24 protein-coding genes and 1 pseudogene are annotated in these 24,151 nt (G+C 73.4%); 17 read left to right on the forward strand and 8 right to left on the reverse strand.

Translation table 11 applies throughout. The annotated features are described in order from the left end of the window. Nucleotides 1-115: 115 nt before the first annotated feature. Nucleotides 116-1,468, forward strand: coding sequence for a diacylglycerol/lipid kinase family protein (locus ACIQU3_RS28875; protein WP_403737887.1), 1,353 nt, complete (start codon nt 116-118; stop codon nt 1,466-1,468). Between the two features lie 74 nt (nt 1,469-1,542). On the opposite strand, the gene ACIQU3_RS28880 is transcribed toward ACIQU3_RS28875, so the two are convergent. Further along, complete coding sequence (locus tag ACIQU3_RS28880; protein WP_403928407.1) at nt 1,543-1,869, reverse strand: antibiotic biosynthesis monooxygenase family protein; 327 nt, start codon at nt 1,867-1,869, stop codon at nt 1,543-1,545. A 211-nt stretch (nt 1,870-2,080) separates the two neighbouring features. After that, nucleotides 2,081-2,227 (reverse strand): hypothetical protein, encoded by a 147-nt coding sequence (locus tag ACIQU3_RS28885; RefSeq protein WP_403737157.1) that lies wholly within the window; start codon nt 2,225-2,227, stop codon nt 2,081-2,083. Between the two features lie 139 nt (nt 2,228-2,366). Here ACIQU3_RS28885 and ACIQU3_RS28890 point away from each other — a divergent pair, with 139 nt between their 5' ends. The 5 genes from ACIQU3_RS28890 (at nt 2,367) to ACIQU3_RS28910 (ending at nt 7,405) form a co-directional block, all read left to right on the forward strand. Next, the gene (locus ACIQU3_RS28890) at nt 2,367-2,828 is read left to right on the forward strand and encodes a hypothetical protein (protein WP_403737161.1); all 462 of its coding nucleotides are present in this window, start codon (nt 2,367-2,369) and stop codon (nt 2,826-2,828) included. Between the two features lie 291 nt (nt 2,829-3,119). Then, nucleotides 3,120-4,760: a phosphoglucomutase (alpha-D-glucose-1,6-bisphosphate-dependent) gene (pgm, locus tag ACIQU3_RS28895; RefSeq protein WP_403928410.1), complete on the forward strand. Its 1,641-nt coding sequence runs from the start codon at nt 3,120-3,122 to the stop codon at nt 4,758-4,760. A 299-nt stretch (nt 4,761-5,059) separates the two neighbouring features. Continuing rightward, nucleotides 5,060-5,347 carry a zinc-ribbon domain-containing protein gene (locus tag ACIQU3_RS28900; RefSeq protein ID WP_403737167.1) on the forward strand — a complete coding sequence of 96 codons (288 nt, stop codon included), beginning with the start codon at nt 5,060-5,062 and terminating at the stop codon, nt 5,345-5,347. A 334-nt stretch (nt 5,348-5,681) separates the two neighbouring features. Next, the gene (locus ACIQU3_RS28905; RefSeq protein ID WP_403737170.1) at nt 5,682-6,167 is read left to right on the forward strand and encodes an SRPBCC family protein; all 486 of its coding nucleotides are present in this window, start codon (nt 5,682-5,684) and stop codon (nt 6,165-6,167) included. Between the two features lie 230 nt (nt 6,168-6,397). Next, complete coding sequence (locus ACIQU3_RS28910) at nt 6,398-7,405, forward strand: trypsin-like serine peptidase (RefSeq protein WP_403737173.1); 1,008 nt, start codon at nt 6,398-6,400, stop codon at nt 7,403-7,405. A 196-nt stretch (nt 7,406-7,601) separates the two neighbouring features. Here ACIQU3_RS28910 and secD read toward each other — a convergent pair whose 3' ends face one another. From secD to ACIQU3_RS28930, 4 genes are all read right to left on the reverse strand, one after another. Then, nucleotides 7,602-9,851, reverse strand: a complete 2,250-nt coding sequence (gene secD / locus ACIQU3_RS28915; RefSeq protein WP_403928643.1) for a protein translocase subunit SecD — start codon at nt 9,849-9,851, stop codon at nt 7,602-7,604. Between the two features lie 98 nt (nt 9,852-9,949). Beyond that, nucleotides 9,950-10,375, reverse strand: a complete 426-nt coding sequence (locus ACIQU3_RS28920; protein ID WP_403737176.1) for a hypothetical protein — start codon at nt 10,373-10,375, stop codon at nt 9,950-9,952. Nucleotides 10,376-10,419: 44 nt separating this feature from the next. Beyond that, nucleotides 10,420-11,103: a response regulator gene (locus ACIQU3_RS28925; RefSeq protein ID WP_403737179.1), complete on the reverse strand. Its 684-nt coding sequence runs from the start codon at nt 11,101-11,103 to the stop codon at nt 10,420-10,422. 2 nt (nt 11,104-11,105) lie between these two features. Beyond that, complete coding sequence (locus tag ACIQU3_RS28930) at nt 11,106-12,059, reverse strand: HAMP domain-containing sensor histidine kinase (RefSeq protein WP_403928413.1); 954 nt, start codon at nt 12,057-12,059, stop codon at nt 11,106-11,108. A gap of 367 nt (nt 12,060-12,426) precedes the next feature. Between ACIQU3_RS28930 and ACIQU3_RS28935 the strand changes: the two genes are divergently transcribed. Genes ACIQU3_RS28935 through ACIQU3_RS28945 form a run of 3 tightly spaced genes read left to right on the forward strand, consistent with a single transcriptional unit; the run spans nt 12,427 to nt 13,958 of the window. After that, nucleotides 12,427-12,738 (forward strand): TraR/DksA C4-type zinc finger protein, encoded by a 312-nt coding sequence (locus ACIQU3_RS28935; RefSeq protein ID WP_403737185.1) that lies wholly within the window; start codon nt 12,427-12,429, stop codon nt 12,736-12,738. A 42-nt stretch (nt 12,739-12,780) separates the two neighbouring features. Then, on the forward strand, nt 12,781-13,155 hold the full coding sequence (locus ACIQU3_RS28940; protein WP_403737188.1) for a TraR/DksA family transcriptional regulator: 375 nt from the start codon (nt 12,781-12,783) through the stop codon (nt 13,153-13,155). Next, nucleotides 13,152-13,958 (forward strand): rod shape-determining protein, encoded by an 807-nt coding sequence (locus ACIQU3_RS28945; RefSeq protein WP_403737191.1) that lies wholly within the window; start codon nt 13,152-13,154, stop codon nt 13,956-13,958. The genes ACIQU3_RS28940 and ACIQU3_RS28945 overlap by 4 nt, the downstream gene beginning before the upstream one ends. A gap of 14 nt (nt 13,959-13,972) precedes the next feature. On the opposite strand, the gene ACIQU3_RS28950 is transcribed toward ACIQU3_RS28945, so the two are convergent. Next, nucleotides 13,973-15,388: a hypothetical protein gene (locus tag ACIQU3_RS28950; protein WP_403928416.1), complete on the reverse strand. Its 1,416-nt coding sequence runs from the start codon at nt 15,386-15,388 to the stop codon at nt 13,973-13,975. Nucleotides 15,389-15,653: 265 nt separating this feature from the next. On the opposite strand from ACIQU3_RS28950, the gene ACIQU3_RS28955 reads away from it, so the two are divergent. After that, nucleotides 15,654-16,304 (forward strand): LysE family translocator, encoded by a 651-nt coding sequence (locus tag ACIQU3_RS28955; RefSeq protein ID WP_403928417.1) that lies wholly within the window; start codon nt 15,654-15,656, stop codon nt 16,302-16,304. A gap of 80 nt (nt 16,305-16,384) precedes the next feature. Then, nucleotides 16,385-16,936, forward strand: coding sequence for a snapalysin family zinc-dependent metalloprotease (locus ACIQU3_RS28960; protein ID WP_403928420.1), 552 nt, complete (start codon nt 16,385-16,387; stop codon nt 16,934-16,936). A gap of 155 nt (nt 16,937-17,091) precedes the next feature. On the opposite strand, the pseudogene ACIQU3_RS28965 reads toward ACIQU3_RS28960, so the two are convergent. Then, nucleotides 17,092-17,259, reverse strand: a pseudogene (locus ACIQU3_RS28965) (phosphatase); the annotation flags it as partial. A gap of 190 nt (nt 17,260-17,449) precedes the next feature. On the opposite strand from ACIQU3_RS28965, the gene ACIQU3_RS28970 reads away from it, so the two are divergent. From ACIQU3_RS28970 to ACIQU3_RS28995, 6 genes are all read left to right on the forward strand, one after another. Next, nucleotides 17,450-18,730: a PucR family transcriptional regulator gene (locus ACIQU3_RS28970; protein ID WP_403737205.1), complete on the forward strand. Its 1,281-nt coding sequence runs from the start codon at nt 17,450-17,452 to the stop codon at nt 18,728-18,730. A gap of 352 nt (nt 18,731-19,082) precedes the next feature. Beyond that, a complete protein-coding gene (locus ACIQU3_RS28975; RefSeq protein ID WP_403737212.1) occupies nt 19,083-19,943 on the forward strand; it encodes an ABC transporter ATP-binding protein in 861 nt (286 codons plus the stop codon). Beyond that, nucleotides 19,940-20,740, forward strand: a complete 801-nt coding sequence (locus ACIQU3_RS28980) for an ABC transporter ATP-binding protein (protein ID WP_403737215.1) — start codon at nt 19,940-19,942, stop codon at nt 20,738-20,740. Before ACIQU3_RS28975 ends, ACIQU3_RS28980 begins: the two co-directional genes overlap by 4 nt. Continuing rightward, nucleotides 20,737-21,633 (forward strand): branched-chain amino acid ABC transporter permease, encoded by an 897-nt coding sequence (locus ACIQU3_RS28985; RefSeq protein WP_403737218.1) that lies wholly within the window; start codon nt 20,737-20,739, stop codon nt 21,631-21,633. Before ACIQU3_RS28980 ends, ACIQU3_RS28985 begins: the two co-directional genes overlap by 4 nt. Further along, a complete protein-coding gene (locus tag ACIQU3_RS28990) occupies nt 21,626-22,765 on the forward strand; it encodes a branched-chain amino acid ABC transporter permease (RefSeq protein WP_403928423.1) in 1,140 nt (379 codons plus the stop codon). The genes ACIQU3_RS28985 and ACIQU3_RS28990 overlap by 8 nt, the downstream gene beginning before the upstream one ends. Beyond that, entirely contained in the window at nt 22,762-24,051 is a 1,290-nt protein-coding gene (locus tag ACIQU3_RS28995; RefSeq protein WP_403737224.1) for an ABC transporter substrate-binding protein, read from the forward strand. The genes ACIQU3_RS28990 and ACIQU3_RS28995 overlap by 4 nt, the downstream gene beginning before the upstream one ends. Nucleotides 24,052-24,151 lie beyond the last annotated feature (100 nt).

The raw sequence follows: 24,151 nt of genomic DNA on the forward strand, positions 1-24,151 counted from the left end.
TGGCGGAGTCGTCCGGGATGGCGGTGGCGGAGCCGACGTGCCGACGGGCACCATGGTCGCGGCGGGGCGCGGTCTCGGGAGTCCGTCCGCGCCGGCCTTCGAGCGGAGGGACGAGATGGGATCGGCGATGGACGAGCGGTTTCACCGCCGGCAGAGGTGGGCCGCTCGGGGCGCCCTGGCAGCGGCCGCGCTGGCGGCGTTGCTGCCGCTCGTCTCCGGCGGTCTGCGGGGACTGCTCCTGCTCGTGGCGGGCCTCGCGGGCCTCGCCGTGACCGCCGCGGCACTCTGGTGGGTGCTGTCGCGGCGCGGAGTGGCGCGGATCGCGTCGGCCGCGCTGGCCGTCCTCGCGCCCGTCGGCCTCATCACCCTCTTCGCCGCCGCCAATCTGCTCTGGGTGGTCTTCGTGTCCCTGCTCCTGTGGTGCGGGGCGGTCTGGAGCGGCCGCTACGCCCTGCGCAGCACGGGCCTGCGGACCGTACGCGTGAAGGAGTACCGCACACCGCCGCCCCTGCGCCCCTTCCTGCTGCTCAACCCGCGCTCCGGCGGCGGGAAGGTCGAGAAGTTCAACCTGCGGGAGAAGGCCGAGTCCCTGGGCGCCCAGGTCGTTCTGCTCGACCCGGACCAGCACCAGGACGTCACCGCCCTGGCCAAGGCCGCCGTGGCCGACGGGGCCGACCTCCTGGGCGTCGCGGGCGGCGACGGCACCCAGGCCCTGGTCGCCGCCGTCGCCGCGGAACACGGACTGCCGTTCCTCGTCATCGCGGCCGGCACGCGCAACCACTTCGCCATGGACCTGGGTCTGGACCGCGACGACCCGGCCGCCTGTCTCGACGCCCTCACCGACGGCGTCGAACTCCGCGTCGACCTCGGGTTCGCCGACGACCGGCCCTTCGTCAACAACGCCTCGTTCGGCGTTTACGGGTCCGTCGTGCAGAGCCCCGGCTATCGCGAGGGCAAGGTCGGTGCCGCCCTGGACCGGCTGCCCGACCTGCTCACCCGGCAGAGCGGTCCGCGTCTGACGGCCACCGCCGACGGCACCACCATCGCCGACCCGCAGGCGATCCTGGTCAGCAACAACGCCTACCGCATGGACGACCCCTTCGGCTTTGGGCGTCGCGAGCGGCTCAACTCGGGGCGGCTCGGTGTGCTCGCCGTCCGGGTGGACAGTGCCGTGGAGGCGGCCGAACTCCTGCTGTCCCCGCGCCCGGAGGGGCTCACGGTGCTGACGGCCCAGCACGTCGTCGTCGACGCGGACGCGCCGGAGCTGGAGGTCGGCCTCGACGGTGAGGCGCTCGTCATGCCCGCCCCGGTCCGCTGCCGCATCGCACGGCGCGGTCTGCGCGTCCGGGTGCCGCGCGAGCGTCCGGGAGTGCCCGAGGCGCCTCCGCGCCTCGACTGGCGCCGGCTGCGGAAACTGGCGGCGGCGGTCGGCCGTACCGCCGTCCCCACGCGTTCCCGGCGCACCTGAGCGCCGGTACGGCCCGCACGCAGGAGGTCCCCCACGCCGTGTCGCATGGGGGACCTCCTGCGTGACACCGTCGGTCAGGCGTCCTTCGGCCCGGCCTGCTGCACGACCTCGAAGGACCACAGCGTCGAGCCGCTCGCCGCGGGCTTCGGCCGTTCGCCGCCCTCGCCGCCGCCCTGGTGCGCGCTCTTCATCGGCCCCTCGATCCACGCCTGGAAGGACTCCTCGTCGCGCCACCGGGTGTAGACGAGGTAGGTGTCGGTGCCCTCCACGGGGCGGAGCAGCTCGAACCACTCGAACCCGTCGGAGTTCTCCACGGCGTGCGCCCGGGAGGCGAAGCGCTTCTCCAGCGTCTCCCGCTGCTCGGCGGGTACGGTCAGCACATTGATCTTGACTACGCTCATGGGCCCATCTTGCCCGACGGCCCACCCGCGCCGGTCGGGCCATGCCCGCGGAAGTGCTGATCCAGGGTTTGCCGCCCGGCGCCCCGCCCCCGGGCAGCTTCTGGTACAGGACCTGATCTTCCGGTGTGTAGTGCGACCCGAGTGCCCGATGTGTGGGTGAACAAGCCTGTGTGGCCGAGGAGTTGAAGACCCAAGGCGTCTGGCGGCCCGGTCAGTGGCGGCCCTTGAGCTTGCCGAGCAGGCGCTGGGCCTGGGCCCGCTTGCGGGGGTCCGCCGCGGCCCGGCGGGCCTGTTCGACGGCCCGCCGCCCCTGGGGACTCCGGGCGAACTGCTTGATGCGGTCCAGCATTCCGGCCATGACGCACCTTCCTTCCTGTCGTGATGTGCACCTGCCTGCCATGCGCCTACCCTGCGGCGACGCGCTCAGGCACGCCTCCACCCGGCCGGTGCGCGAGGTGAATGTGTTTGCCGCCGGAGTCAGAGGCAAGTCGGTGTCCATGACTGAAGAGAACAAGCGAACGAATCAGAAGGCGTCGACCGTACGGACCGCCGAGTCCAAGGCCCGCCGCACGGCGGACAAGGCCACCGCGCCGGCGTCCCAGGCTGCCAAGGGTGCCGCGGGCAAGGCCGGTGAGGCTGCGTCAGCGGCCAAGTCCGGCGCCGAGCGGTCCGCCGAGGCGGCCAAGTCGGCCGCGGGACGCTCCGCCGAGACGGCCAAGTCGGCGGCGCAGACCGCGGTCAAGGGCGTCGAGGCGGGCCGCCAGGCGGTCGTGACGGCCTCCGGCCACGTCGCCACCACGGCGAAGACGGCCTGGACGGTCATCGCCCACCGCAAGCTCGTGGCCGCGGGTGTCGGAGCGGGTCTCACCGCGCTGAGCGCCGCGTCCTACGCCGTGGGACGCCGCGCGGAACGCGGCGCGCACGGCCCCCTGACGCGGCTCACCGGCGGCCGGATCTAGGGCGGCGCGAGGACGTGCCGGCCCGAGGCGCAGGCGGCGTGACCGCCCACCGGGTGCACCGGTGGTCCGTGGCGCCGCCCCCTCGTGCGCGTGCCGGCACCCCGCGGCGACAAGATCTCCGCGGGCGTGCCGGAAGGTGAGCACACCGTCGCCCGCACGCCGCGCCGACCGCCTCGCACGTGGTGTGGCGCACATCCGCCCCCGACCGGGGCGCGCCCCTCGCGCGCCCCCGCCGTCACGGGAAAGGATGGGACCGCACACGAAGGATCAACCATGCGGAGGAGCGGGCCCATGCAGCACGAGCGAGCGGGAAGTCCGGCCGGACCCGAGGATCTCGTCGATGTCGCTCGGCTGGTCACCGCGTACTACGCGCGCCGCCCCGACCCGGACGACCCGGGGCAGCGCGTCACGTTCGGGACCTCCGGACACCGCGGCTCGTCCCTGGCGAACGCGTTCAACGACGATCACATCGCCGCGACCAGCCAGGCCATCTGTGAGTACCGGGCCGGCCGGGGCATCGACGGCCCCCTCTTCCTGGGCGCCGACACCCACGCCCTGTCGGAGCCGGCGCGCGTGACCGCCCTGGAGGTGTTCGCCGCCAACGAGGTGACCGTGCTGATCGACGACGCCGACGGCTACACGCCGACCCCGGCCGTCTCGCACGCAATCCTCACCCACAACCGCGGCCGCACCACCGGTCTCGCGGACGGCGTCGTGGTCACGCCCTCCCACAACCCGCCCGCCGACGGAGGGTTCAAGTACAACCCGCCCAACGGGGGCCCCGCCGCCTCCGACGCGACCTCCTGGATCCAGGACCGGGCCAACGAGATCATCCGCGGCGGCCTGAAGGACGTACGGCGCGTCTCCTACGCCCGTGCCCTCGCGGCCCCCACCACCGGCCGCCACGACTTCCTCGGCTCGTACGTCGCCGACCTGCCGGACGTCCTCGACCTGGACGCGATCCGCTCGGCCGGGATCCGGATCGGCGCGGACCCGCTCGGCGGCGCGTCGGTCGCCTACTGGGGCCGCATCGCCGAACAACACGGCCTCGACCTGACCGTGGTCAACCCGCACACCGACCCCACCTGGCGGTTCATGACCCTGGACTGGGACGGCAAGATCCGTATGGACTGCTCGTCGCCGTACGCGATGGCCTCGCTCATCGAGCAGCGCGACCGCTTCCGGATCTCCACCGGCAACGACGCCGACGCCGACCGGCACGGCATCGTCACCCCGGACGCGGGCCTGATGAACCCCAACCACTATCTCGCCGTGGCGATCTCCTACCTGTACGCCCACCGCGACCGCTGGCCGGCCACCACCGGCATCGGCAAGACCCTGGTCTCCTCCGCCATGATCGACCGGGTCGCCGCCGACCTGGGCCGTGAGCTGGTCGAGGTGCCCGTCGGTTTCAAGTGGTTCGTGGACGGGCTGGCCGGCGGCACGATCGGCTTCGGTGGGGAGGAGTCCGCGGGCGCCTCCTTCCTGCGCCGGGACGGCTCCGTGTGGACCACCGACAAGGACGGCATCCTCCTCGCCCTGCTCGCCTCCGAGATCACGGCGGTCACGGGCAAGACCCCGTCCGAGCACTACGCCGCGCTGACCGCACGCTTCGGGGAACCGGCGTACGCGCGCATCGACGCTCCCGCCTCCCGCGAGGAGAAGGCCCTGCTGGCCAAGCTCTCCCCGGCCCAGGTCAGTGCCGACACCCTGGCCGGGGACGCGGTCACGGCGGTGCTCACCGAGGCCCCCGGGAACGGCGCCGCCATCGGCGGCATCAAGGTGACCACGGACAACGCCTGGTTCGCGGCCCGCCCCTCGGGCACCGAGGACGTCTACAAGATCTACGCCGAGTCCTTCCTCGGCCCGGACCACCTCGGCCGGGTCCAGGAGGAGGCCAAGTCCGTGGTGCTGGCGGCCCTGTCCGGCTGACCGCGAGCACACCGCAGCCCGGTCCGCCGCACGCGGCCCGGGCTCTCCGGGCCTCAGCCGCAGGCTGCGGGCGGGCTGCGCGACGCGCGGCGCCGAGCCGTGGCCGCCGGCCCCCCCCGGGCCGCGTGACCGGGTCCCTCGCCCGGGGCCCGGGGCCCGGTGCCCGGGAATGGCCCCGGCCCCGTCACCCGAGTGGTCCAGCCCCCGCCGTGCTCTCCACACGAACGAGGTGCCCACGCCTCCGACGTTGCCCGCGATACAGGACACTGGGGGAAGATCCCACCGGGAAGGACCGACACGTGATCATCTTCGGCACCAAGGGCTACCTCTACCAGCTCGCGATACTGACGCTGGTGTGCGGCCAGTGCGGGAACCCCGCCGCACACACGCTTCGCAAGCGCCTCACGAAGTTCACCCTGTTCTTCGTCCCGCTGTTCCCGATCTCCACGAAGTACCTGACGCAGTGCACCTTCTGCGGCGCGGAGCAGAAGCTGACCAAGGAGCAGGCGGAGCAGCTGCAGGCCCAGAGTGCGAGCGGCCCCAGCGGCCAGGAGTACGGGCAGCCGCAGCAGCACGACCGGTTCTGACCCGGGTGGCCGGACCGCTCCGGCACACCGAGAACCCCGACGGCACCTTCGACCTCGCCCCCGGCTCCTCCGGGTGGGCTCCGGGGCAGCGCCTCCTTCCGGGCCTGGCACCAAGAGCCGGAAAGTGTGCAATCTCAACGCCCCGAACTCATGGTCGACGTCGCCTCGCCCGAACTCCGGTAACACGGGGAACGCCGCGCACCGCGCCCCGCCGGTCGCTGATCGCCTCCGATGTGGCAACCGGAGGATCCCGGGTACCCGGCCCGCACGGGCCCGGACCTGCGTGGGCCGATGGGCCTCCTGCAATCGATCAGGGAATACGGAGGCATTTCAGATGAGCACCATCAAGGAAACCGTGGAAGTCGACGTTCCCCTCCACACCGCCTACAACCAGTGGACGCAGTTCGAGGAGTTCCCGAACTTCATGGAGGGCGTCGAGGAGGTCAGGCAGCTGGACGACCGCCACAACCACTGGACCACCAAGATCGGCGGGATACGGCGCGAATTCGACACCGAGATCGTCGACCAGCTGGCCGACGAGCGGGTCACCTGGCGCACGACCAGCGGGGACACGAACCAGAGGGGTTCCGTCCGCTTCGAGCGCCTGGACGACACCCACACCAGGGTGGAGCTCGTGATGGATGTCGAGCCCAGTGGGGCCGTGGAGAAGGCCGCGGACATGATGGGCACCATCGACCGGCGTGTGAAGGGCGACATGAGGCGCTTCAAGCAGTACATCGAGGAGCGCGGAGTCGAATCCGGAGCCTGGCGCGGCCGTGTGGAGCCGGGCGGCCCCGGCGGCGCCGGCCCCATCCTCTGACCCCACCCGCTGACTGAAGAACCCGGCCTCCCCGGTGAGGCCGGGTTCTTCTGTGCCCGCGTGTCCCGACCGGAGCGGGAAAGCGGGGAGTTTCGGCCAACGTAATGACATGCACCTGTCCATATCGGCCTGCCGGTGGCACGCTGCCCCCTGACCGTCCGCAGTGACACCCCTGCCTGACCGGGCGACGGGCTTCCCGCCGCCCGGCCCCCACAGCAGAAGGAGACCGCGTGATAGGCCGACCCCGCAGCCCGTACCCGTCCGGCGGCAGCCCCCGCGTCCGCCGCTCCGTCCTCGGCGCGCTCGCCGGCGTCGCCGCGCTCCTGGCGACCGGCGTCACCGCGGCACCAGCGTCCGCCGCACCGGATCCGGGCGTGGCCACCGCCTCGGCGCAGGAACGCGCCCTGGCCTTCTGGACCCCGCAGCGCATGCGCGAGGCCACCCCGCTCGACCTGCTGACCGTCGACCGCTCCGACGTACGGGCACCCGCGGTCCGCAAGGGCAGGGCGACGGTCGTGGCCCCCAGCGCGCCCCCCTCCGCCATGGGGCCCACGGCCTTCCCGCACGGCGGCGGGCCCTGGTCCGGCGGGGGAGCGGTGACCAAGACCGCGGGACGGGTCTTCTTCAGCTACCAGGGCCGCACCGCGTCCTGCTCCGGCAACGCCGTCACCAGCGCCAACAAGAGCACCGTGCTCACCGCCGGGCACTGCGTGAAGCTGGAGGGCGCCTGGCACACCAACTGGGTGTTCGTACCCGGCTACCACGACGGGCAGCGCCCGTACGGCACCTGGACCGCGTCCAAGACCCTGTCCACCCCGCAGTGGACGGCCAGTGAGGACATCAACTACGACATCGGCGCGGCCGTCGTCGCCCCGCTGGACGGCAAGAAGCTGACCGATGTCGTCGGCGGCCAGGGCCTGGCGTTCAACACCGGCTACAACAAGGCGATGTACTCCTTCGGCTTCCCGGCCGCGGCGCCGTACGACGGTGAGAAGTTCATCTACTGCAGCGGCACCACCACCCGCGACTTCCTGTTCTCCAACGACCACGGCCTGACCTGCAACATGACCGGCGGCTCCAGCGGAGGCCCCTGGTTCACCCAGTTCAGCGAGGCCACCGGCACCGGCCTGCAGTCCTCGGTGAACAGCTTCAAGTACAACTTCTTCCCGAACTCGATGTACGGCCCGTACTTCGGCGCGGACGCCCAGAACCTGTACCAGAGCGCCCAGTCGTCCTGATCCGCCGCCCCACCGGGAGCCGTCTCCTGCGCCACCACGCGGCGCGGGAGACGGCTTCGGCCGTCGCGCGGGACGTCGGCCGGTCACGGGCCGCCGCGCCACCGCGACCCGCACCGCCGGGGCCGTGCCCGGGAGCCGGCCCGCGCCCCGGCGGAAGCGGACGGCGCGGCCCCGGTGCCGACCGCACTGGACCGGCCTACTTCGTGACGGGCCGCCGTCGCGAGGGCCTGGCCCGCGAGGGACGGCGGTGCAGTCCGATCGCCAGGGGAGCGGCGGTGAACACCGAGGAGTACGTCCCGACGGCGAGCCCGACGAGCAGCGCCAGCGCGAAGTCCGTGAGGGAGGAACCGCCCAGCACCGCAAGGGCGGTGAGCATGAACGCCGCGCCCATGCCGGTGTTCACCGTGCGGGGCAGGGTCTGCAGGATCGCCTGGTTCACGACACCGGGGAACGGCGCCCCGGGGCTGCGCCCGGCCAGTTCCCTGACCCGGTCGAAGAGGACGACGGAGTCGTTGACGGAGTAGCCGATGACGGTGAGCAGGGCCGCGAGGAACACCCCGTCGACGGGCTTGCCGAGCCAGGCGAACACCCCCAGCAGGATCACCACGTCGTGGACGAGGGCGACGACCGCGGCGGAGCCCAGCACCCAGCGGAAGCGTGCGGCGAGGTAGACGAACTGCGCCCCGACGGCCACGGCGAGCGCGATCAGCGCGCCCCGGCGCAGCTCATCGCCGAGGCTGGGACCGATCAGTTCGTCTCGGACCTTGTCCGCCCGGCCGTCGAGGCCGCGCAGGGCGCCGGTGACCTGCGCCTCCTCGGCGTCGGTCAGCGGATCGGTCCGCACCGTCAGGCCCGTCTCGCCGGAGGACTGCACGACCGCCCGCGGGAATCCGGCGTCGGCGAGGGCCGAACGGAACCGGCCGGGATCGACGGGACCGCTGGTGCTGTACTCGATGAGGCGGCCCCCGGTGAACTCCACACCGAGATCGACGCCGCGCACCGCGATGCCCGAGCCGGCCAGTACGAGCACGGCAGCGGACACGGCGAGCCAGCGGCGTGGGCGGCGCATCAGGACGGGGTTGCGACGGGTGAGGTGCTCGCGGACCGCTCCGATGCCGGCGATGCCGGTGAGACCGGGGCGGCGGCGTACGCTCGGACGCCCGGCGGCGAACTCGGCCAGCACACGGCTGACCACCAGGGCGCTGAACATGGAGGCGAGCACACCGATGCCGAGGGTGACGCCGAATCCGCGCACCGGCCCGGAGGCGAGGAAGAACAGCAGTGCGGCCGCGATCAGCGTGGTGACGTTGGAGTCGGCGATCGCGCTGAACGCGTTGCGGAAGCCGGCCGCGAGCGCCGAGCGGATGCTGGGCCGGCGGCGGGCGCCGTACTCCTCCCGCGCCCGCTCGAAGACCAGCACGTTGGCGTCCACCGCCATCCCGATGGCCAGGACGAACCCGGCGAGACCCGGCAGGGTCAGCGTGGCGCCGAGGGCGGCTAGGGCGGCATACGAGATCAGGCCGTAGGAGACCAGCGCGAGAGCGGCCAGACCCCCCATCAGCCGGTAGACGGCGATGATGAACAGTGAGGTCAGCACCGTGCCGATGGCTGCCGCCCAGGCGCTGGCGGTGATGGCCTGCGCGCCGAGCGTCGGGCCCACGGTGCGCTGCTCGACGGTCTCGACGGGCACCGGCAGGGCCCCGCCGTTGATGAGCAGGGAGAGCTCGCGTGCCTCGTCGGGGCCGAAGAAGCCGGTGATCCTGGTCGCGCCGTCGCGGATTCCGGTGCCGCAGGCGAGGGACGGGTCGACCTGCGGGGAGGAGATGACCTTGTCGTCGAGGACGATGGCGACCCGCCGTGCCGGATCACCCGGCGCCCGGCAGGCGGCCTCGCCGGTCAGACCGGCCCAGCCGGCCCGGCCGGCGCCTTCGAAGCCGACGGTGACGTGCCATCCGGCACCGCCCTGCTGATCGAACTGGGCGTCGGCCTCCTTGACGTCCTCGCCGGTCAGGGACGCCGGGCCGAGGCGCAGCGGGGTGCCGGACTCGTCGGGCAGGATGCGCTCCCGGGTCGGCTCGGGCCCCGGCCGGGAGGTGCCGTCGGCCCGGTCCGCGGCCCCGAGAACGGGGTGGAACGTGAGCTGGGCGGTGCGGCCGAGGACGTCGGCGGCCTTCTTCGGGTCCTGCACACCGGGCAGTTCGACGATGATCCGGTCGTCGCCGGAGCGCACCAGTGTGGGTTCGGCGACGCCGAGCGCGTCGATGCGGCCGCGCAGCACCTCCAGGGTGCGATCGGTGGCCGCGCGGTCCGCGTCGGCCGTGGGGGTGGAACGGGTCTCGAGCACGATCTGCGTCCCGCCGCGCAGGTCCAGACCGAGCCGGACCGGCACGGTGACCGCGACGTACAGGGACAGGGCGAGCACGGCGAGGGCGAGCAGCGCTCTCATCCGCAGGGAACGGTTCAACGGGAGCCTCCGGCAGGCACACCTCGACAGCGGCCGGCGTGGGCCGCGGCGAGGCGGGTCGGGGTGAAAGGGAACGTGCGTCAGGTGCCGGAGGACACCGGGGGCGCCCGCCCCCGGTCCTGGTCCACGTGCGGTCGTGCGGCGGGCACGGGCCCGGCCGCAGGCTCGTGCGGGCCGGTGAGCGGGCGCGGGACGCCGTCCGTGGTCCGGCCGTGGGCGCCGGAGTGTCCGCACGGGGCCGGTTGCTCGGCGTGCGGCTGCTCGTGGCGGGTGGCCGCCCGGACGGCACAGGCGACCTCGCACCCGTCGTCGGCGCGCGTCCCGTCGTGGTGAAAGCGGTCCGCCGCCACGGGCGGGCCGGAGACGTCCGCGCCCGGCGGGCCGGGCAGCGGTGTGACGAGGATCAGGGCGGCCAGCACCGCCACGACGACCGCCGCCACGACGGCGACGGGGGAGCGGTGCCGGGCGGCGCCGATGACGGGCGCCGTGCGCGCGGTGCGGTGCACAGTCCCCCCCTCTCGTCGTCGTGTGCGGTCCTGGCGCCGGCGTGTCAGGGTTCGATCAGCCCGGCGCGGATGGCATAGCGGGTCAGGTCGAGACGGTCGCGCAGGCCGAGCTTCTGCAGCAGGTTCGCGCGGTGGCGCTGGACGGTCTTGATGCTGATGAACAGCAGGTCGGCGATCTCCTTCGACGAGTGGCCCTCGGCGACCAGTTTGAGCACCTCCTCCTCGCGGGGGGTGAGGATCCGGTCGGGCGTCTCGTCGCCGTGGCGGGCCCGGTCGAGGTAGTTGCGGATCAGGGCGGTGACCGCGCCGGGGTACAGGAAGGGCTCGTCGCGCATCGCGGCCCGGCAGGCGGCGACCAGGTCGCGGTCGGCGACGGACTTCAGCACATAGCCGCTCGCGCCGGCCTTCAGCGCCTGGAAGAAGTACTGCTCGTTGTCGTGCATGGTGAGCATCAGGATCCGCAGGCCGGGTTTGAGGCCGGCCAGTTCGCGCGCCGCCTGCAGCCCCGTCAGGCGCGGCATGGCGATGTCGAGCACCGCCAGGTCGACCTCGCGGGAGCGGGCCAGCTCGATGGCCTCGGCCCCGTCACCGGCCTCGGCGACCACCTCGAGGTCCGGCTGCTGGTCGAGGATGAGCCGCACACCGCGCCGGACCAGCGCGTGGTCGTCGGCGAGCAGGATGCGGATCGTGCCGGTCCGGTCCGGGGCGGGCGTGGTCGTGTCGGACATGGTCAGGGCTGCTTCCTCACAACGGGCGCGATGAGCTGCACGCGGGTGCCGGCCCGGGGCGCGGGGGTGATCTCGAGGCTGCCCCCGACGAGCAGGGCCCGCTCGCGCATCCCGCGGACGCCGGCGCCCTCGCGAGGTGCCTCGACACCGCTGCCGTCGTCGGTCACGGTCAGCTCCACTGCGTCTCCCGTACCGCGGAGGGCGACGGTGACACGGCCTGCGTCCGCGTGGCGGGCGACGTTGGTCAGCGACTCCTGGGCGACGCGGTAGAGGACCAGTTCGGTCTCCGGCTCCAGAGGGGGCAGGTCGGTGTCGAAGCGCCGGGTGACCAGCAGCCGGGTATGGGTGGCGAAGTCCTCGCTGAGCGAGGTCAGCGCGCTCACCAGGCCCAGATCGTCCAGCACCCCCGGTCGCAGCCGGCGCACCAGCCGCCGTACCTCGTCCAGGCTCTCCCGGGTGATCTCCTGCAACTCCTGCAACTCCTTGCGCAGCGGCTCCGGGGCGTCGTCCGCGGAGCGCTTGAGCCCCAGCAGGATCGCGGTCATGCTCTGGCCGACCTCGTCGTGCAGCTCCTGTGCGATGCGGCGGCGTTCCCCCTCCTGCGCGAGCAGGGCCCGCGCGCTGCTGGCGACCCTCTCCTGCTCCAGCCGCTCCAGCATGGCGTTGAACGTACGGATCAGTTCCGCGACACCGCCGCCGCCGGAAGCGGGCAGACGCTGGCCGGGCCGCAGCAGGTCCACGGTGGTCATCAGCTTCGTGAGACGGTCCAGCGGGGCCAGGCCGAGCCGCAGCAGGGCGGCGTTCGCGACGAGCATGACGGCCAGGCCGCCGACCAGGATGACCGCCTCGGTCAGCAGCACCGGCACGGAGACGGTCACCGGCGCCCACAACAGCAGACCCGTGGCCGTGCCCAGCACCACGGCGTTGAGGGCGAAAATCCGCCAGAACAAGGACACCGTCCCTGCGCCTCCCCTTCTACGACCTCGGTCTCACCTCCACTGTCGGGCATCGCGGAGCCCACCGCGTTCGCGGCCCGGGCACTTGAGCAAGCCTGTGACCAGGCTGCCGCCGGTCCACGGCTCCCGTCCATGGGACCTGACCCCCATTTCCCCGGGCACGCACCACCCAGGGCGCGGCCCCATGGGTCCCTCGCTCCGGTGCAAATGGGTCGCGGGCCCGATGGGCATCCGCCGCGGGCCGGGCCAGGGTGGAGAACACACGACCACCCGGCAGCCGACGGGCGGCCCGGCGACGCCGCCGGTCCGCCCGCCACGCATGACCGGACCTGCGGACCCCGCACCGTCGCCGAGGAAGGAACCGACCATGTCGCTCGACGTCACCCGGGCCGAGCCCCACCCGCACGAGGCCCGCCGGCGCCTGGAGCACGCCCGTGCCTCCCGGCTGGCACAGTTGCGCGCCCTCGACGAGACCGGGCACGGCCCGGACGATCACCTGCTGTCCGTGCAGCGAACCGCCATGGAACGAGCCCTCAAGGAGATCGAGGAAGCCTTCGCCCGGGTCGACGACGGCACCTACGGAATCTGCGTGGGCTGCGCGAAACCCGTTCCCCCCGAACGGCTCGAGATCCTCCCCTATACCCGCCACTGCGTCGCCTGCCAGCGCCGCACGGCCTGACCGCCCGGACCGACCTCCTCCGCCCTGCCGCAAAGGGGTGACGTGGTGAACCACCAGACCATCGACCCGAGCACGACGCACCTGTCCGCCGAGGACCTCGCCGCGCTGCGCGAGAACCTCCACGAGCAGCGCCTGTTCCGCCGGGAGCAACTGCGCCTGCTCGCCGGGCCGGTGACCTCCCGGGCCGAGGACCGGCTCCGGCAGCGGGCCGCCGGGCAGATCGAGGTCCGCGTCAAACTCGCCGCCTCCGCCCGCATGGTCCTCAACGACGTCGAATCAGCCCTCATCCGCATGGACGAGGGCTCCTACGGCCGCTGCCACCTGTGCCGGCGTCCGGTCGAACACGAACGGCTCATGATCGTGCCGCAGGCCCGCTACTGCGCCCGCTGCCAGCAGGTCAAGCAGGCACAGCCATGACCGGCGCCCACGACCTGCCCGGCGACGGCGGCCGTCACCGGCTGTGGCCCGGGTGCCGGCGCTGCTGCGGCATCGCCCTCGACATGGGCAGCGCGCGCACCCGCGTCTGGCTCGCGGGCAGAGGCACGGTCGTCGACGTGCCCACCGTCACCTTCCCCGGCACCGGTGGGCTCCACCCCGTCCAGCGCGGCACCATCGTCGACGCCCCGGGGTGCGCCCGGATGCTGCAGCGCATCCTCGGCAACCGCCTGCCCCGGTTGACCCGCCCCATGGTCATCGTCACCACGCCCGTCCTGGGCGGTGTCGCCTACCGCACCCGGGCGCGCGCCGCGGTCGAGGTGCTGCGGCCCCGCAGCGTCCTGACCGTCCCCGGCGCCCGGAGCATCGCCCTGGCCGCCGATGCCGACATGTCCCGGCCGCTGCTGGTGGTGGACATCGGCGCCCACCTCACCGAGGTGGTGCTGCTGTGCGACGGTGCGGTCACCGACGCGCACCGGACGGCACTGGGCACCGGCGACCTCGGTGAGACGGCCACGCCGGAGCAGATCGTCGAAGCGGTGGTCGCCATGCTGACCGCGATCCGCCGCCACGACCGCACCGCGCTCACCGCGGGAGCGCTGCGGCGGGGCGTCCTCCTGGCCGGCGGCGGGGCCCTGCGGCCGGAGATCACCTACCTCCTCACCGACCGCCTGAAGGCACCGCTGCACATCGTCCCGGCCCCGCACACCGCGGCCGTCCGGGGCGCCGCCAGGTTCCTGCAAGCTGCCCACACCCACCCCTCGGCCGTCGCCCGTCCGCAATAGACCGGGCGTCGGTGTCAGCGACGCGGAGCCGATCCGTTCGGTCCCGCAAGGGCACCCCTCCGAAGCAACGGGGATGCCCGGGGGACGCCCAGGTCGTCGAGGCGCTGGTGCATGACCCGCGCCGGCAGGCCGGGGTTGCTCAACGCCCGGGAGGACAGAGCCGGATCCTCACAGCTCTCCAGGATGAGGCCGACCGGCAGGGCGGGGTGCGCGGCGGCCATTGCACGCACTCGTTCGTCGGGATCCGCGAGCAGCCGGACCACCACGTCGGCGGGGGCGTGCGGGTCGAGTCCCACCAGCCGCCTCTTCTCCGGGTCCGGGTCGTCGGCGAAACGCCGGCCGGCGCCCGTGCGCGGGAAGGCGGCGTGGCCGAGCAGAGCGCCCTTGGTGATGACCTGGCAGTCCAGGTAGGTCTGCAGCACGACTTCACCGTCCACGCCCGGCTGGTTCTCGCACAGGAGGAGCCGCACGGCGTGGTCGTCGTCCCGGGAGAGCAGTGCGACGGCGTCGGCGGGCAGGTGCGGACTGCAGGCGGCGCTGCGGCGCAGCAGGATGTTGGCCGATCCGGCGCATCGGCGCAGCACGTCGGGATCGGCGCACAGGCGCACCCATTCGACGGGATGGTGCCGGTCGGACGGGCCGATGGTGATGTCGACGGCGCCCCGTTCGGTCTCGGTCAGCTCGGGGCGCACCGACACGGCCAGCCGGACGCTGTGCGCGTCGTCTTCGGCCAGCCGGCGGACGAGGTCGGCGGGCAGGTGGGGGTTGGCCGCCAGTTCGCGCCGGTCCGACTCCGCGCGGCTCGCCGCGAGCCGTTCGGCGGTCGCCCTGCTCATGGCACCGCAGCGGATCGCCTCCTGCCGTCGGAGGGGGCCGAGGTCCGAGTCGAGCAGGAGGTCCGTGCAGCGCGCGTCGTCGCGGCAGGCCTGCCCCATGGCCGCCCGGCGTACGTCTTCCACGGGGTCCTTGAGCAGGCGGTCCCGGGTGTCACGGGGCAGCAGGTCCCACACGCGGCACGCCGCCCGCCTGAGGTCCGCGTCGTCGTGGTCGGCGAGCAGGGCCACCAGCTCCGGCGCCGTGTGCCGGGAGTCGGCCGCGCAGCCGCGGACCCGCGCGTCCTCGTCGGCGAGCAGCCGCTTCTGGGCGGCCACCGCAAGCGGTTCCACGGGGATGCGGAACCCCTCGGGGCCGTAGGCGAGGACCGCGCGTACCCGAGGGTCGGGATCGTCGATGAGCCGGGCGCGTTGCTCCGGCGCCGCCGAGGGGTTCTCGGCGAGCGCCGATCTCAGCCTGCGATCGGGGTGCACGACGATCGCGTCGACCACCTCGTCCGGCAACGCGCGCCACGCCAGCACGTCCCGGGCCGCGACGGCCTGCCCCGCAAGCAGCCTGACCAGCACGTCGGGAGGCGCCGCCGGGTTGCGCGCCACGGCGCGGATCGTCTCGCGGTCAGGACACGTGTCGCACATGGTTTCCCCGTTCGCCCGCGGACGACGCGGGCCCGCAGATTGTGCTCGTGACGTGCGTGCGGGGTCAACGCCGTTGCTCACGGCGGTGTCTGTATCCCCTTCAGGCCGATTGCCGGTGGCCGAGTTGTCCGGGCTGCCCGCTCGGGGGTACCCGGCGCGCCGTACAGGGAGACGCCGACCAGGCCCGGTCGCAGGCGTTTTCACGGACCGGTGGGGTGGAGGGCGGATGACGGTCGACCTGCTCGGTTTCCTCGGCGTGGTACTGGTGGCGTACGTGGTGCCGGGGCCGGACTTCCTCGTGGTGCTCAGATCGGCGGCCGAGGACCCCGCGCAAGGCAGAGCGGCCGCACTGGGCGCCCAGACCGGGCTGTGCGCGCACATGCTGGCCGCCGCGGCCGGCCTCTCGGTGATCGCCACCCGCTCACCCCTGGTGTACGACGGGATCAAACTGATGGGGGCGGCCTACCTCGTGTATCTCGGTGTGCGGGCCGTACGCGCCGCCCGCCGGGCCGACCGCGAGCGGCGCGACGCGAACGGGGCCACATCCGCGGGGCCGGGGAGGGGCGGGCCCGCCCAGGGGCGTCTGCGGAGCGGTTTCACTCAGGGGCTTCTCACCAACCTGCTCAACCCCAAAGCCGCCCTGTTCTTCCTGAGTGTCCTTCCGCAGTTCGTCGACGGTGACGGGTCGATGGCACAGCAGATCTTCTTCCTCGGCACGCTGGACGTCGTCATCGGCGTGGTCTACTGGTTCGCGCTCGTCGTGGTCGCCGCGCGTCTGCGAGCCCTGCTCGCCCGGCCGACGGTGCGCCACCGCTGGGAGCTGACCACCGGCTGGCTGTTCATCGCCATCGGCGTCTCGGTCGCGGCCGTCGCCTGAGGATTCAGTGGTGACGCGGCTGGGCAAGGTACCAGGAATGTCATGAGCACGACTGCCCTTCCCCCACAAGGAGGTCGATCATGCACGTTCGCATACTGACCGGCGGCTTCGCCGCCGCCTGCCTGGTGTCCTTGTCCCTGACCGGTGGTCAGGTCGCGGCCGCCGCCGAAGCCCCCGTGGCCGCGCGTGTCCTGACCTATGACGCCGGCGGCTCCGCGGAGTTCAAGAGCGCCGTCGACCGGGGCGCGGCGATCTGGAACGAGAGCGTCGACGCCGTCGAGCTACGGCCCGTCACGGCCGGGCAGCGAGCCAACATCCGGGTCCTCGCGGACAACGGCTGGCCTCGCGCCCTGCCCGGCACCCTGGGCAACGGCACCGTGTACATCGGGCGCCAGGCCGTCGACCAGGGGTATGACACGATCCGCATCTCCGCGCACGAACTCGGGCACATCCTGGGCCTGCCGGACCGCAAGCCCGGCCCCTGCTCGAGCCTGATGTCCGGCTCCACCGCGGGTACTTCGTGCACGAACCCCTACCCGAACGCCGCGGAGAAGGCGGAGGTCGAGGGGAACTTCGGCGGCGCACTCGCCGGGCGGGTACCGGCGGCGCGTGCCGGGGTGATCGTGGACTGACGCGTGCGACACCCTGCGTGAAGAGGCCCCGCACCTCGGGACCTCCCGCCGTCGACCAGTGGCGGCAGCGACAGACGGCTCCCCTGACACGCCCGGGTGTGACGGGGGAGCCGGGCGAGAGTGCGGCTCCGCCGCCGGTCCCCCGAGCGGCTCACGCTGCCCGTCATCGACATCAGCAGTCCGCTCGTCTCCCCGTCAGCGCCGGCCACGAGCCCGCGACCGGCCGCGCGGACGGGGAGACCATCGACCCCCGCGACGACACAGCCGGCGGCCCGGCACCACGCGATGCCGGCTGCGAGATGCACGCTCCCGGACCGGAATCCGGCACCGTCGGAGAACCCGCAGGGAGAAGAAGACGCCGCACGACCCTGGGGACCGACCGGACGGTATGCCATTCTTCGGAGCAGCACCACGCGGGTGACGACGGCCGGAGGGGCAGCGCACCCGCCGGACGCCGCTGCGCCCGGACCGCGCCGGGCGCAGCCGGAAGGCCGCAGCCGGGGGAGGACCGCCATGCATCCTGCCGCACGCACACGTACGACGCTCCGCACCGGGCCGACGCAGATCCCGCAGCCGCGGTCACGCCGGATCCGGTCGCTGATCGACGCCGACGCGCTGCGCGTCCTGCACCGCGCGGCCCGCGTCCTGCTCGACGACCTGCCGGACCTGACCGACCGGCTGCTGGCCGTCCTGCGCGAGCAGGAACCGGCGTACCGGAGCGCCCTGGAGAACGATCACACCGCCACCTGGCAGGAGGTGTACCGCTCGTTGCGGCACAGCGTGGCCTCGCTGCTCGACCCGCGCGGCACCCGCGAGGCCGCCCGCCGCTGCACCTGGCGGATCGGCGTCACCCGGGCCGAGCAGGGACTGCCGCTGGACGCCCTGCTGCACGCGTTCCGGCTGGGCGGGTCCCTGGTGTGGCAGCGGCTGGTGGAGGAGACCACCCGCTCGGAACCCGAGGACATCCGGCTCCTCGTGCACGTGGCCACCGACGTGTGGAACTTCGTCGACGAGCACTGCACCCTCGTCGCGGACGCCTATCGGCAAGCCGAACGGCAGCTCGCCTGGCGGCGCGAGAACCGGGTACGCCTGCTGGCGTCCGCCCTCCTGGACGGCACGAGCCGGATCGCGGACCTGCCCGGAACCGCCGAGAGCCTGGGCCTGCCGGAACACGGCCGGTACGTCGTCGTCGCGGTCACCGGAGACCGGCCCCACAACGGCTCGGGGACCCGGGCCACCGCGCTGCCACCCGGCTGCACCGTCCACTGGCACCCGGGAGCGGAGGTGGACTACGGCATCGTCCTGATCGCCGAGGAGGACGGCGAGGGCCCCGCCGCGACACCAGCCCTCGCCTCCGACGGCCCGGCCGGACGGCGCGTCGGCGTCGGCAGCGCAGTGACGGGACTCGCCGCGGTCGGTGACGCCCGGCGCCTGGCCGATCTCGCCCTGCGCCTGTGCCCGGCCGAGGGCGGCACGGTCCGGCTCACCGACCACCTGCCCGAGGCGCTGGTCGTCTCCTGCCCGGAGCTCGGCGCGGCCCTCACCGAGCGGACGATCGGCCCCCTGCTGCGGCTCGAACCGGCCGACCGGGACGTGCTTCTGGACACCCTGTCCGCCTGGTTCGCCTGCGGGGGGTCCGCCCAGCGGGCCGGCGAGCGGCTGTACTGCCATCGCAACACCGTCCTGAACCGGCTGCGCCGCTGCGAACAGCTCACCGGCCGCTCACTGGCCCGCCCGCACGACGTGGTGGAGATCGCCCTCGCCCTGACGGCACGCCGGCTGCTGCACGGCTGACGCGCGACCCACGGACGCGGGCCGCGGGACGGCCCCCGACGCGACCCGCGCGGCTACCCGTTCCGGCACGGCGCCGCCCCACACCGGCCCGGGCTCCTGCGGTGTCGCTCACCGCCGCACGGCATCTCCTGCTCCGGCCCCCGGCCCCCGGCCCCCGGCCCCTGGCCCCCGGCCCCTGGCCCCCGGCCCCCGGCCCCCGGCGCCTGGGCAGCCGCACAATCCCCGCCGTCCCCGGTTGGGACCACGCAGCCACCGGGCCGGAACTCCTGTACGCCCGCCCGGGCCCGTGCTGTCGTGAGCTGCCCCGCCCCCGAAGCCCCCGTGCCCGACGGTACGGAACCGAGGAGCCGTGATGTCCGAAGCACCACCGGACGAAGAGCCCACCCTGCACGTCGAGGGCCTCGACGTGACCTACGGCCGTGCCCTGTCCGCACTTCGCTCCGTGTCCCTGACCGTCCCGCACGGCACGGTCGTCGCCCTCCTCGGCGCCAACGGCGCGGGCAAGACGACCCTGTTGCGGGCGGTGTCCGGCACCCTGCGCCTGCACCGCGGCGCGGTCACCGCCGGCCGTATCCGCTACGGAGCCACGGAACTCGACGGACGCGACCCGGTCGCCGCCGTGCGCGCCGGAGTCGTCCAGGTCCCCGAGGGACGCCGGGTCTTCGCCGGACTCACCGTCGACGAGAACCTGCGCTCCGGCGGCCTCGGCCTCGGGCGACGCCGCCCGGACCAGGTCGCCGAGGCCCGCGACCGGGTCTTCACCCTCTTCCCGCGTCTGGCCGAACGCCCCCGGCAGGCAGCGGGACTGCTCTCCGGCGGCGAGCAGCAGATGCTCGCCATCGGCCGGGCCCTCATGGCCGCGCCCCGCCTGCTCCTGCTCGACGAGCCCTCCCTGGGCCTTGCCCCCCGAATGGTGTACCGGATCGCCGAGGTCGTGCGCGAGATCAACGTCCAGGGCACCGCCGTCCTGCTCGTCGAGCAGAACGCGGGCATGGCGCTGTCCCTCGCGGACACCGCCCACGTCCTGGAGGTCGGCGAAGTCCGGCTGTCGGGACCCGCGGACGAACTCGCCCGCACGGACGCCGTGAAGCGGCTGTACCTGGGGGAGCCCACCGAGGAACGGGACGGGACCGCACTCAGCGCCGGAACCACCGGGGAACGGGACGGGACCGCACTCAGCGCCGGAACCACCGAGGGGCAGGGAGCCGCGTGACCACCCGCACTACCGCACCACCCGAACTCGCCGTGACGGACGTGACCGTCCGCTTCGCGGGGCTCACCGCCCTGGAGGCGGTGTCCTTCACCGTCGCGCCGGGCACCGTCCACGCGCTCATCGGACCCAACGGAGCGGGCAAGTCCACCTGCTTCAACGTGCTGTCGGGCCTGTGCCGCCCGGCCACGGGCACCGTTCGGCTCGGGGAGACCGAACTGACCCGGCTCGCACCACACCGCATCGCCGCCCTCGGCATGGCCCGCACCTTCCAGAACATCGTCACCACCCGGGGCACCGTCGCCGACAACCTGATGCTCGGCCGCCACGCCTTGTCCCGGGCCGGGTTCGTCGCCGACGCGCTGCGCCTGCCGCACGCGCGGCGAGAACAACGGGAACATCTCGCCCGGGCCCGTGAGATAGCCGAACTGACCGGCCTGGGGCGGCACTTCGACAGCCCCGTCGCGCCGCTCTCCTACGGTGACCGCAAGCGCGTGGAGTTCGCCCGGGCCCTCTGCCTGGAGCCCAGCGTGCTGCTGCTGGACGAGCCGGTCGCCGGGATGAACGCCTCCGAGCGTGCCCGGACGGCCGAGGTCCTGCACGCCGTACGCGCCGAACTCGGCCTGTCGGTCGTGCTGGTGGAGCACGACATGGGTCTGGTGATGCGGCTCGCCGACGAGGTCACCGTCCTCGACTTCGGCCGTGCCATCGCGCACGGCACCCCGGACGAGGTCCGCGGCGACCCCGGGGTGCTGCGCGCCTACCTCGGCACCGGCGCCGGACAGGAGGACGCGGCATGACCACCCTCCTGGACAACGTCTTCAACGGCTTCGCCCTCGGCGCGGTCCACGCCCTCGTCGCCCTCGGCTTCGTCATCATCTTCAAGGCCTCCGGCGTCATGAACTTCGCCCACGGTTCCCTGCTCCTGCTCGGCGGCTACCTCACCGCCGTACTCCACGACGACCTCGGTTTCGCCGGGGCGCTCGCGGTGTCCGTCCTGGTGACGGCGGCCGTGGCAGGAGCCATGGACCGGTTCCTGCTCCAGGCCGGCGGGACGGACCCGCACACCGCGCACGTACAGACCATCGTCACCATCGGCGTCGACATCCTCGTCCTCACCGACCTGTCGCGGCGCATCGGCGGCGACCTGCTCTCGCTGGGCGACCCCTTTGGCGATTCGGTCAGCGGGCTGGGGCCGGTCACGGTCGCGGACAGCCGGATCGCCGCGATCGTGGTCTCCACCGTGGTCATCGCCGGTGTCTTCGCCCTGTTCCGGCACACCTCGTGGGGGCTGTCGCTGCGCGCCGCGGCCGAGGACGTCGAGGCGGCCTCCCTGATGGGCGTACGACTGGTACGGGTCCGCATGCTGGCCTGGTGCCTGGCCGGCGCGCTGGCCGCGCTGGCGGCCGTCTTCCTGGCCGCGTTCCCCGCCCCCGGACTGGAACGCACCACGGGGCAGATCGCCCTGAAGGCGTTCCCGGCCGCCGTCCTCGGCGGGATGGCCTCGCCGCCCGGCGCCCTTGCGGGCAGTCTGCTGATCGGCATGACCGAGGCGCTCGTCGCCGGTTACCAGTCCGAACTGCACATCCTGGGCGAGGGGTTCGGCGAGGTCGCCCCCTACGCGGTGATGGTGCTGGTGCTGCTGGTACGGCCCACCGGGTTGTTCGGCGGTAAGGCGGCGGTCCGTGTCTGAGCGGCTCTTCCACGTCCGTGCGGCCCGGGCCGGTCGGACCCTCGCAGCCGTCGCCGTCCTGTGCGCGCTGCCCTTCTACCTCGACGCGTTCTGGCTGCGCATCGGCCTGTTCTCGATGGCGGCGGCCGTCGGCGCGGTCGGCCTCGGCCTGCTGTCCGGCACAGCGGGCCAGCTCTCCCTCGGCCACGCCTTCTTCCTGGCCGTGGGCGCCTACGGCTACGTATGGCTGGCCGGTGAGCCCGGCCCCGGCCTGCCGACCGGTGTGGCCGCGGTGCTCGCGGTCCTGCTCACGGGGGCGGCCGGCGGACTGTTCAGTCCCGTCGCCGGGCGGGTGCGCGGCATCTACCTGGGTGTCGCGACCCTGGCCCTGGTCTTCCTCGGCCACCACGTCCTGCTCACCGCGGACTCCGTCACCGGCGGCTTCAACGGTCGCTCGGTCCCCCCGCTGGAACTGGGCGGCCTCTCCTTCTCCGCCGACCCCGCACTGACCGTGCTGGGCGTGCCGTTCGGGGCCGAGGAACGACTCTGGTACCTGGGCCTCGGCGTGTTCGCGATCACCTGGTTCACGGCCCGCGGGCTGCTCCGCGGCCGTTCCGGACGGGCCCTGGTGGCACTGCGCGACAGCGAGACCGCGGCCGCGGTGATGGGCGTGGACGTCTCCCGGCACCGCTCCGCGGCCTTCGTCGTCTCTTCGGTGTACGCGGGCCTCGCCGGGGTGCTGCTCGCCCTCTCCTTCCGCCGCGTGGTGCCCGACTACTTCGGCCTCGTGCTGTCCGTCGACTACCTCGCCATGATCGTCATCGGCGGGCTGGGGTCGGTCGCCGGAGCCGCAGCGGGCGCGGTCTTCGTCACGGCGCTGCCCCTGCTGATGACCCGCTACGCCGACCAACTCCCCTTGGTGGCCGCCCCCGGCGCCGCCGACGGGACGGTCGGCCCCACCGAGGCCGCCCGCTACCTCTACGGCGCGGCGATCGTCCTGATCCTCCTCTTCGCCCCCGACGGCCTGCACGGCCTGGTCCGCCGCCTGCGGACCCGCACCGGCGGCAACCGGGGCGCCCCACCACCCGCGAGCGCCACCTCCCCGACACCCTCACCCGCCTCAGCCGCACGAGCCAAGGAGCCCACCCCGTGAAGCCCACGCACCACCACACGCACCGCGCACGTCCCACCACGCTCCTGGCCGCGGCCCTCGCGGCCCTTCTCCTGAGCACCACAGGATGCAGCTCCAAGGCGGACTCCGCCGGCACCACCGGCGACGGCGCCGGCGGCATCAAGACCGGACCCGGAGTGACCGACAAGAGCATCAGACTCGGCGCGCTCACCGATCTCACGGGTCCGTACGCCACCCTCGGGAAGAGCATCGTGCAGGCCCAGCAGATGTGGGCGGACGAGGTCAACGCCCGCGGCGGCATCTGCGACCGGCGCGTGGAGATCGTCGTCAAGGACCACGGCTACGACGTGCAGAAGGCCGTCACCGCCTACGCCGACCTGTCCGCGGACGTCGTGGCGCTGCCCCAGGTCATCGGCTCGCCGGTGATGGCCGCCCTGCTCGACGACATCGAGCGGGACGAGATCCTCACCTTCCCGCAGGCCTGGGCCGCCTCCCTGCTGGGCCGGGACTCGGTCCAGGTCCTGGGCACCACCTACGACATCGACATGATCGCCGCCGTCGACTTCCTCACCCGCACCAAGGGGCTCGCGAAGGGGGACACGATCGGCCACGTCTACTTCGAGGGCGACTACGGCGCGAACGCGCTGGAGGGCTCCCGGTGGGCCGCCGAGAAGGCCGGCCTGAAGGTCGCCGGGCAGAAGATCAAGGCGACGGACACCGACCTGTCCGCACAGGTCTCGGCCCTGCGCAAGGCGGGCGTCAAGGCGATCCTGATCAGCGCGGGACCGGCCCAGACCGCCTCACTGGTCGGGGTCGCGGCCTCGCGCGGCCTGAAGGTGCCGGTCGTCAGTAGTGCCCCCGGCTACGCCCCGCAGCTCATGAAGACACCGGCCGCCCCCGCCCTGGCCGCCCTGCTGAACGTGGTCAGCGCCGCGCCCGCGGTCAGTTCGGACCTGGCCGGGGTGCGCAGGATGGCCGCCTCCTACCGGAAGAAGTTCCCGGGCTCCCCCGTCGACGCAGGTGTCCTGTCCGGCTACAACGCCGCTCAGCTGATGGGGCGTGACCTGCGGAAGGCCTGCGAGAGAGGCAGCCTGGCCCGCGCGGACGTCGTCAAGGCCCACCGCTCCCAGACCGCCGTCGACGTCGGACTCGGCACCGCCCAGGACTTCTCCGACAAGGCCCGCCCGGCGAGCACCTCGACCTGGGTGCACAAGCCGGACGCCAAGGCGGTGGGAGCCGCGGTGAACGTGGAAAAGGCCCACACCGCGCCGGGCGTCGAGCAGTACCTGGACGCCCGCACCCCGTAAGCGCGGAGCGGACGACCGCCTCGCACCCGGCCCGCCACGGGTTCGCCGTAACGCCCCAACCGCGCCTTCGGCGTGGAAGCGGCCTGCCCACACCTCCGGG

Origin of the sequence: Streptomyces sp. NPDC101110 (genome assembly GCF_044759525.1) — a bacterium.
GTDB lineage: Bacteria > Actinomycetota > Actinomycetes > Streptomycetales > Streptomycetaceae > Streptomyces.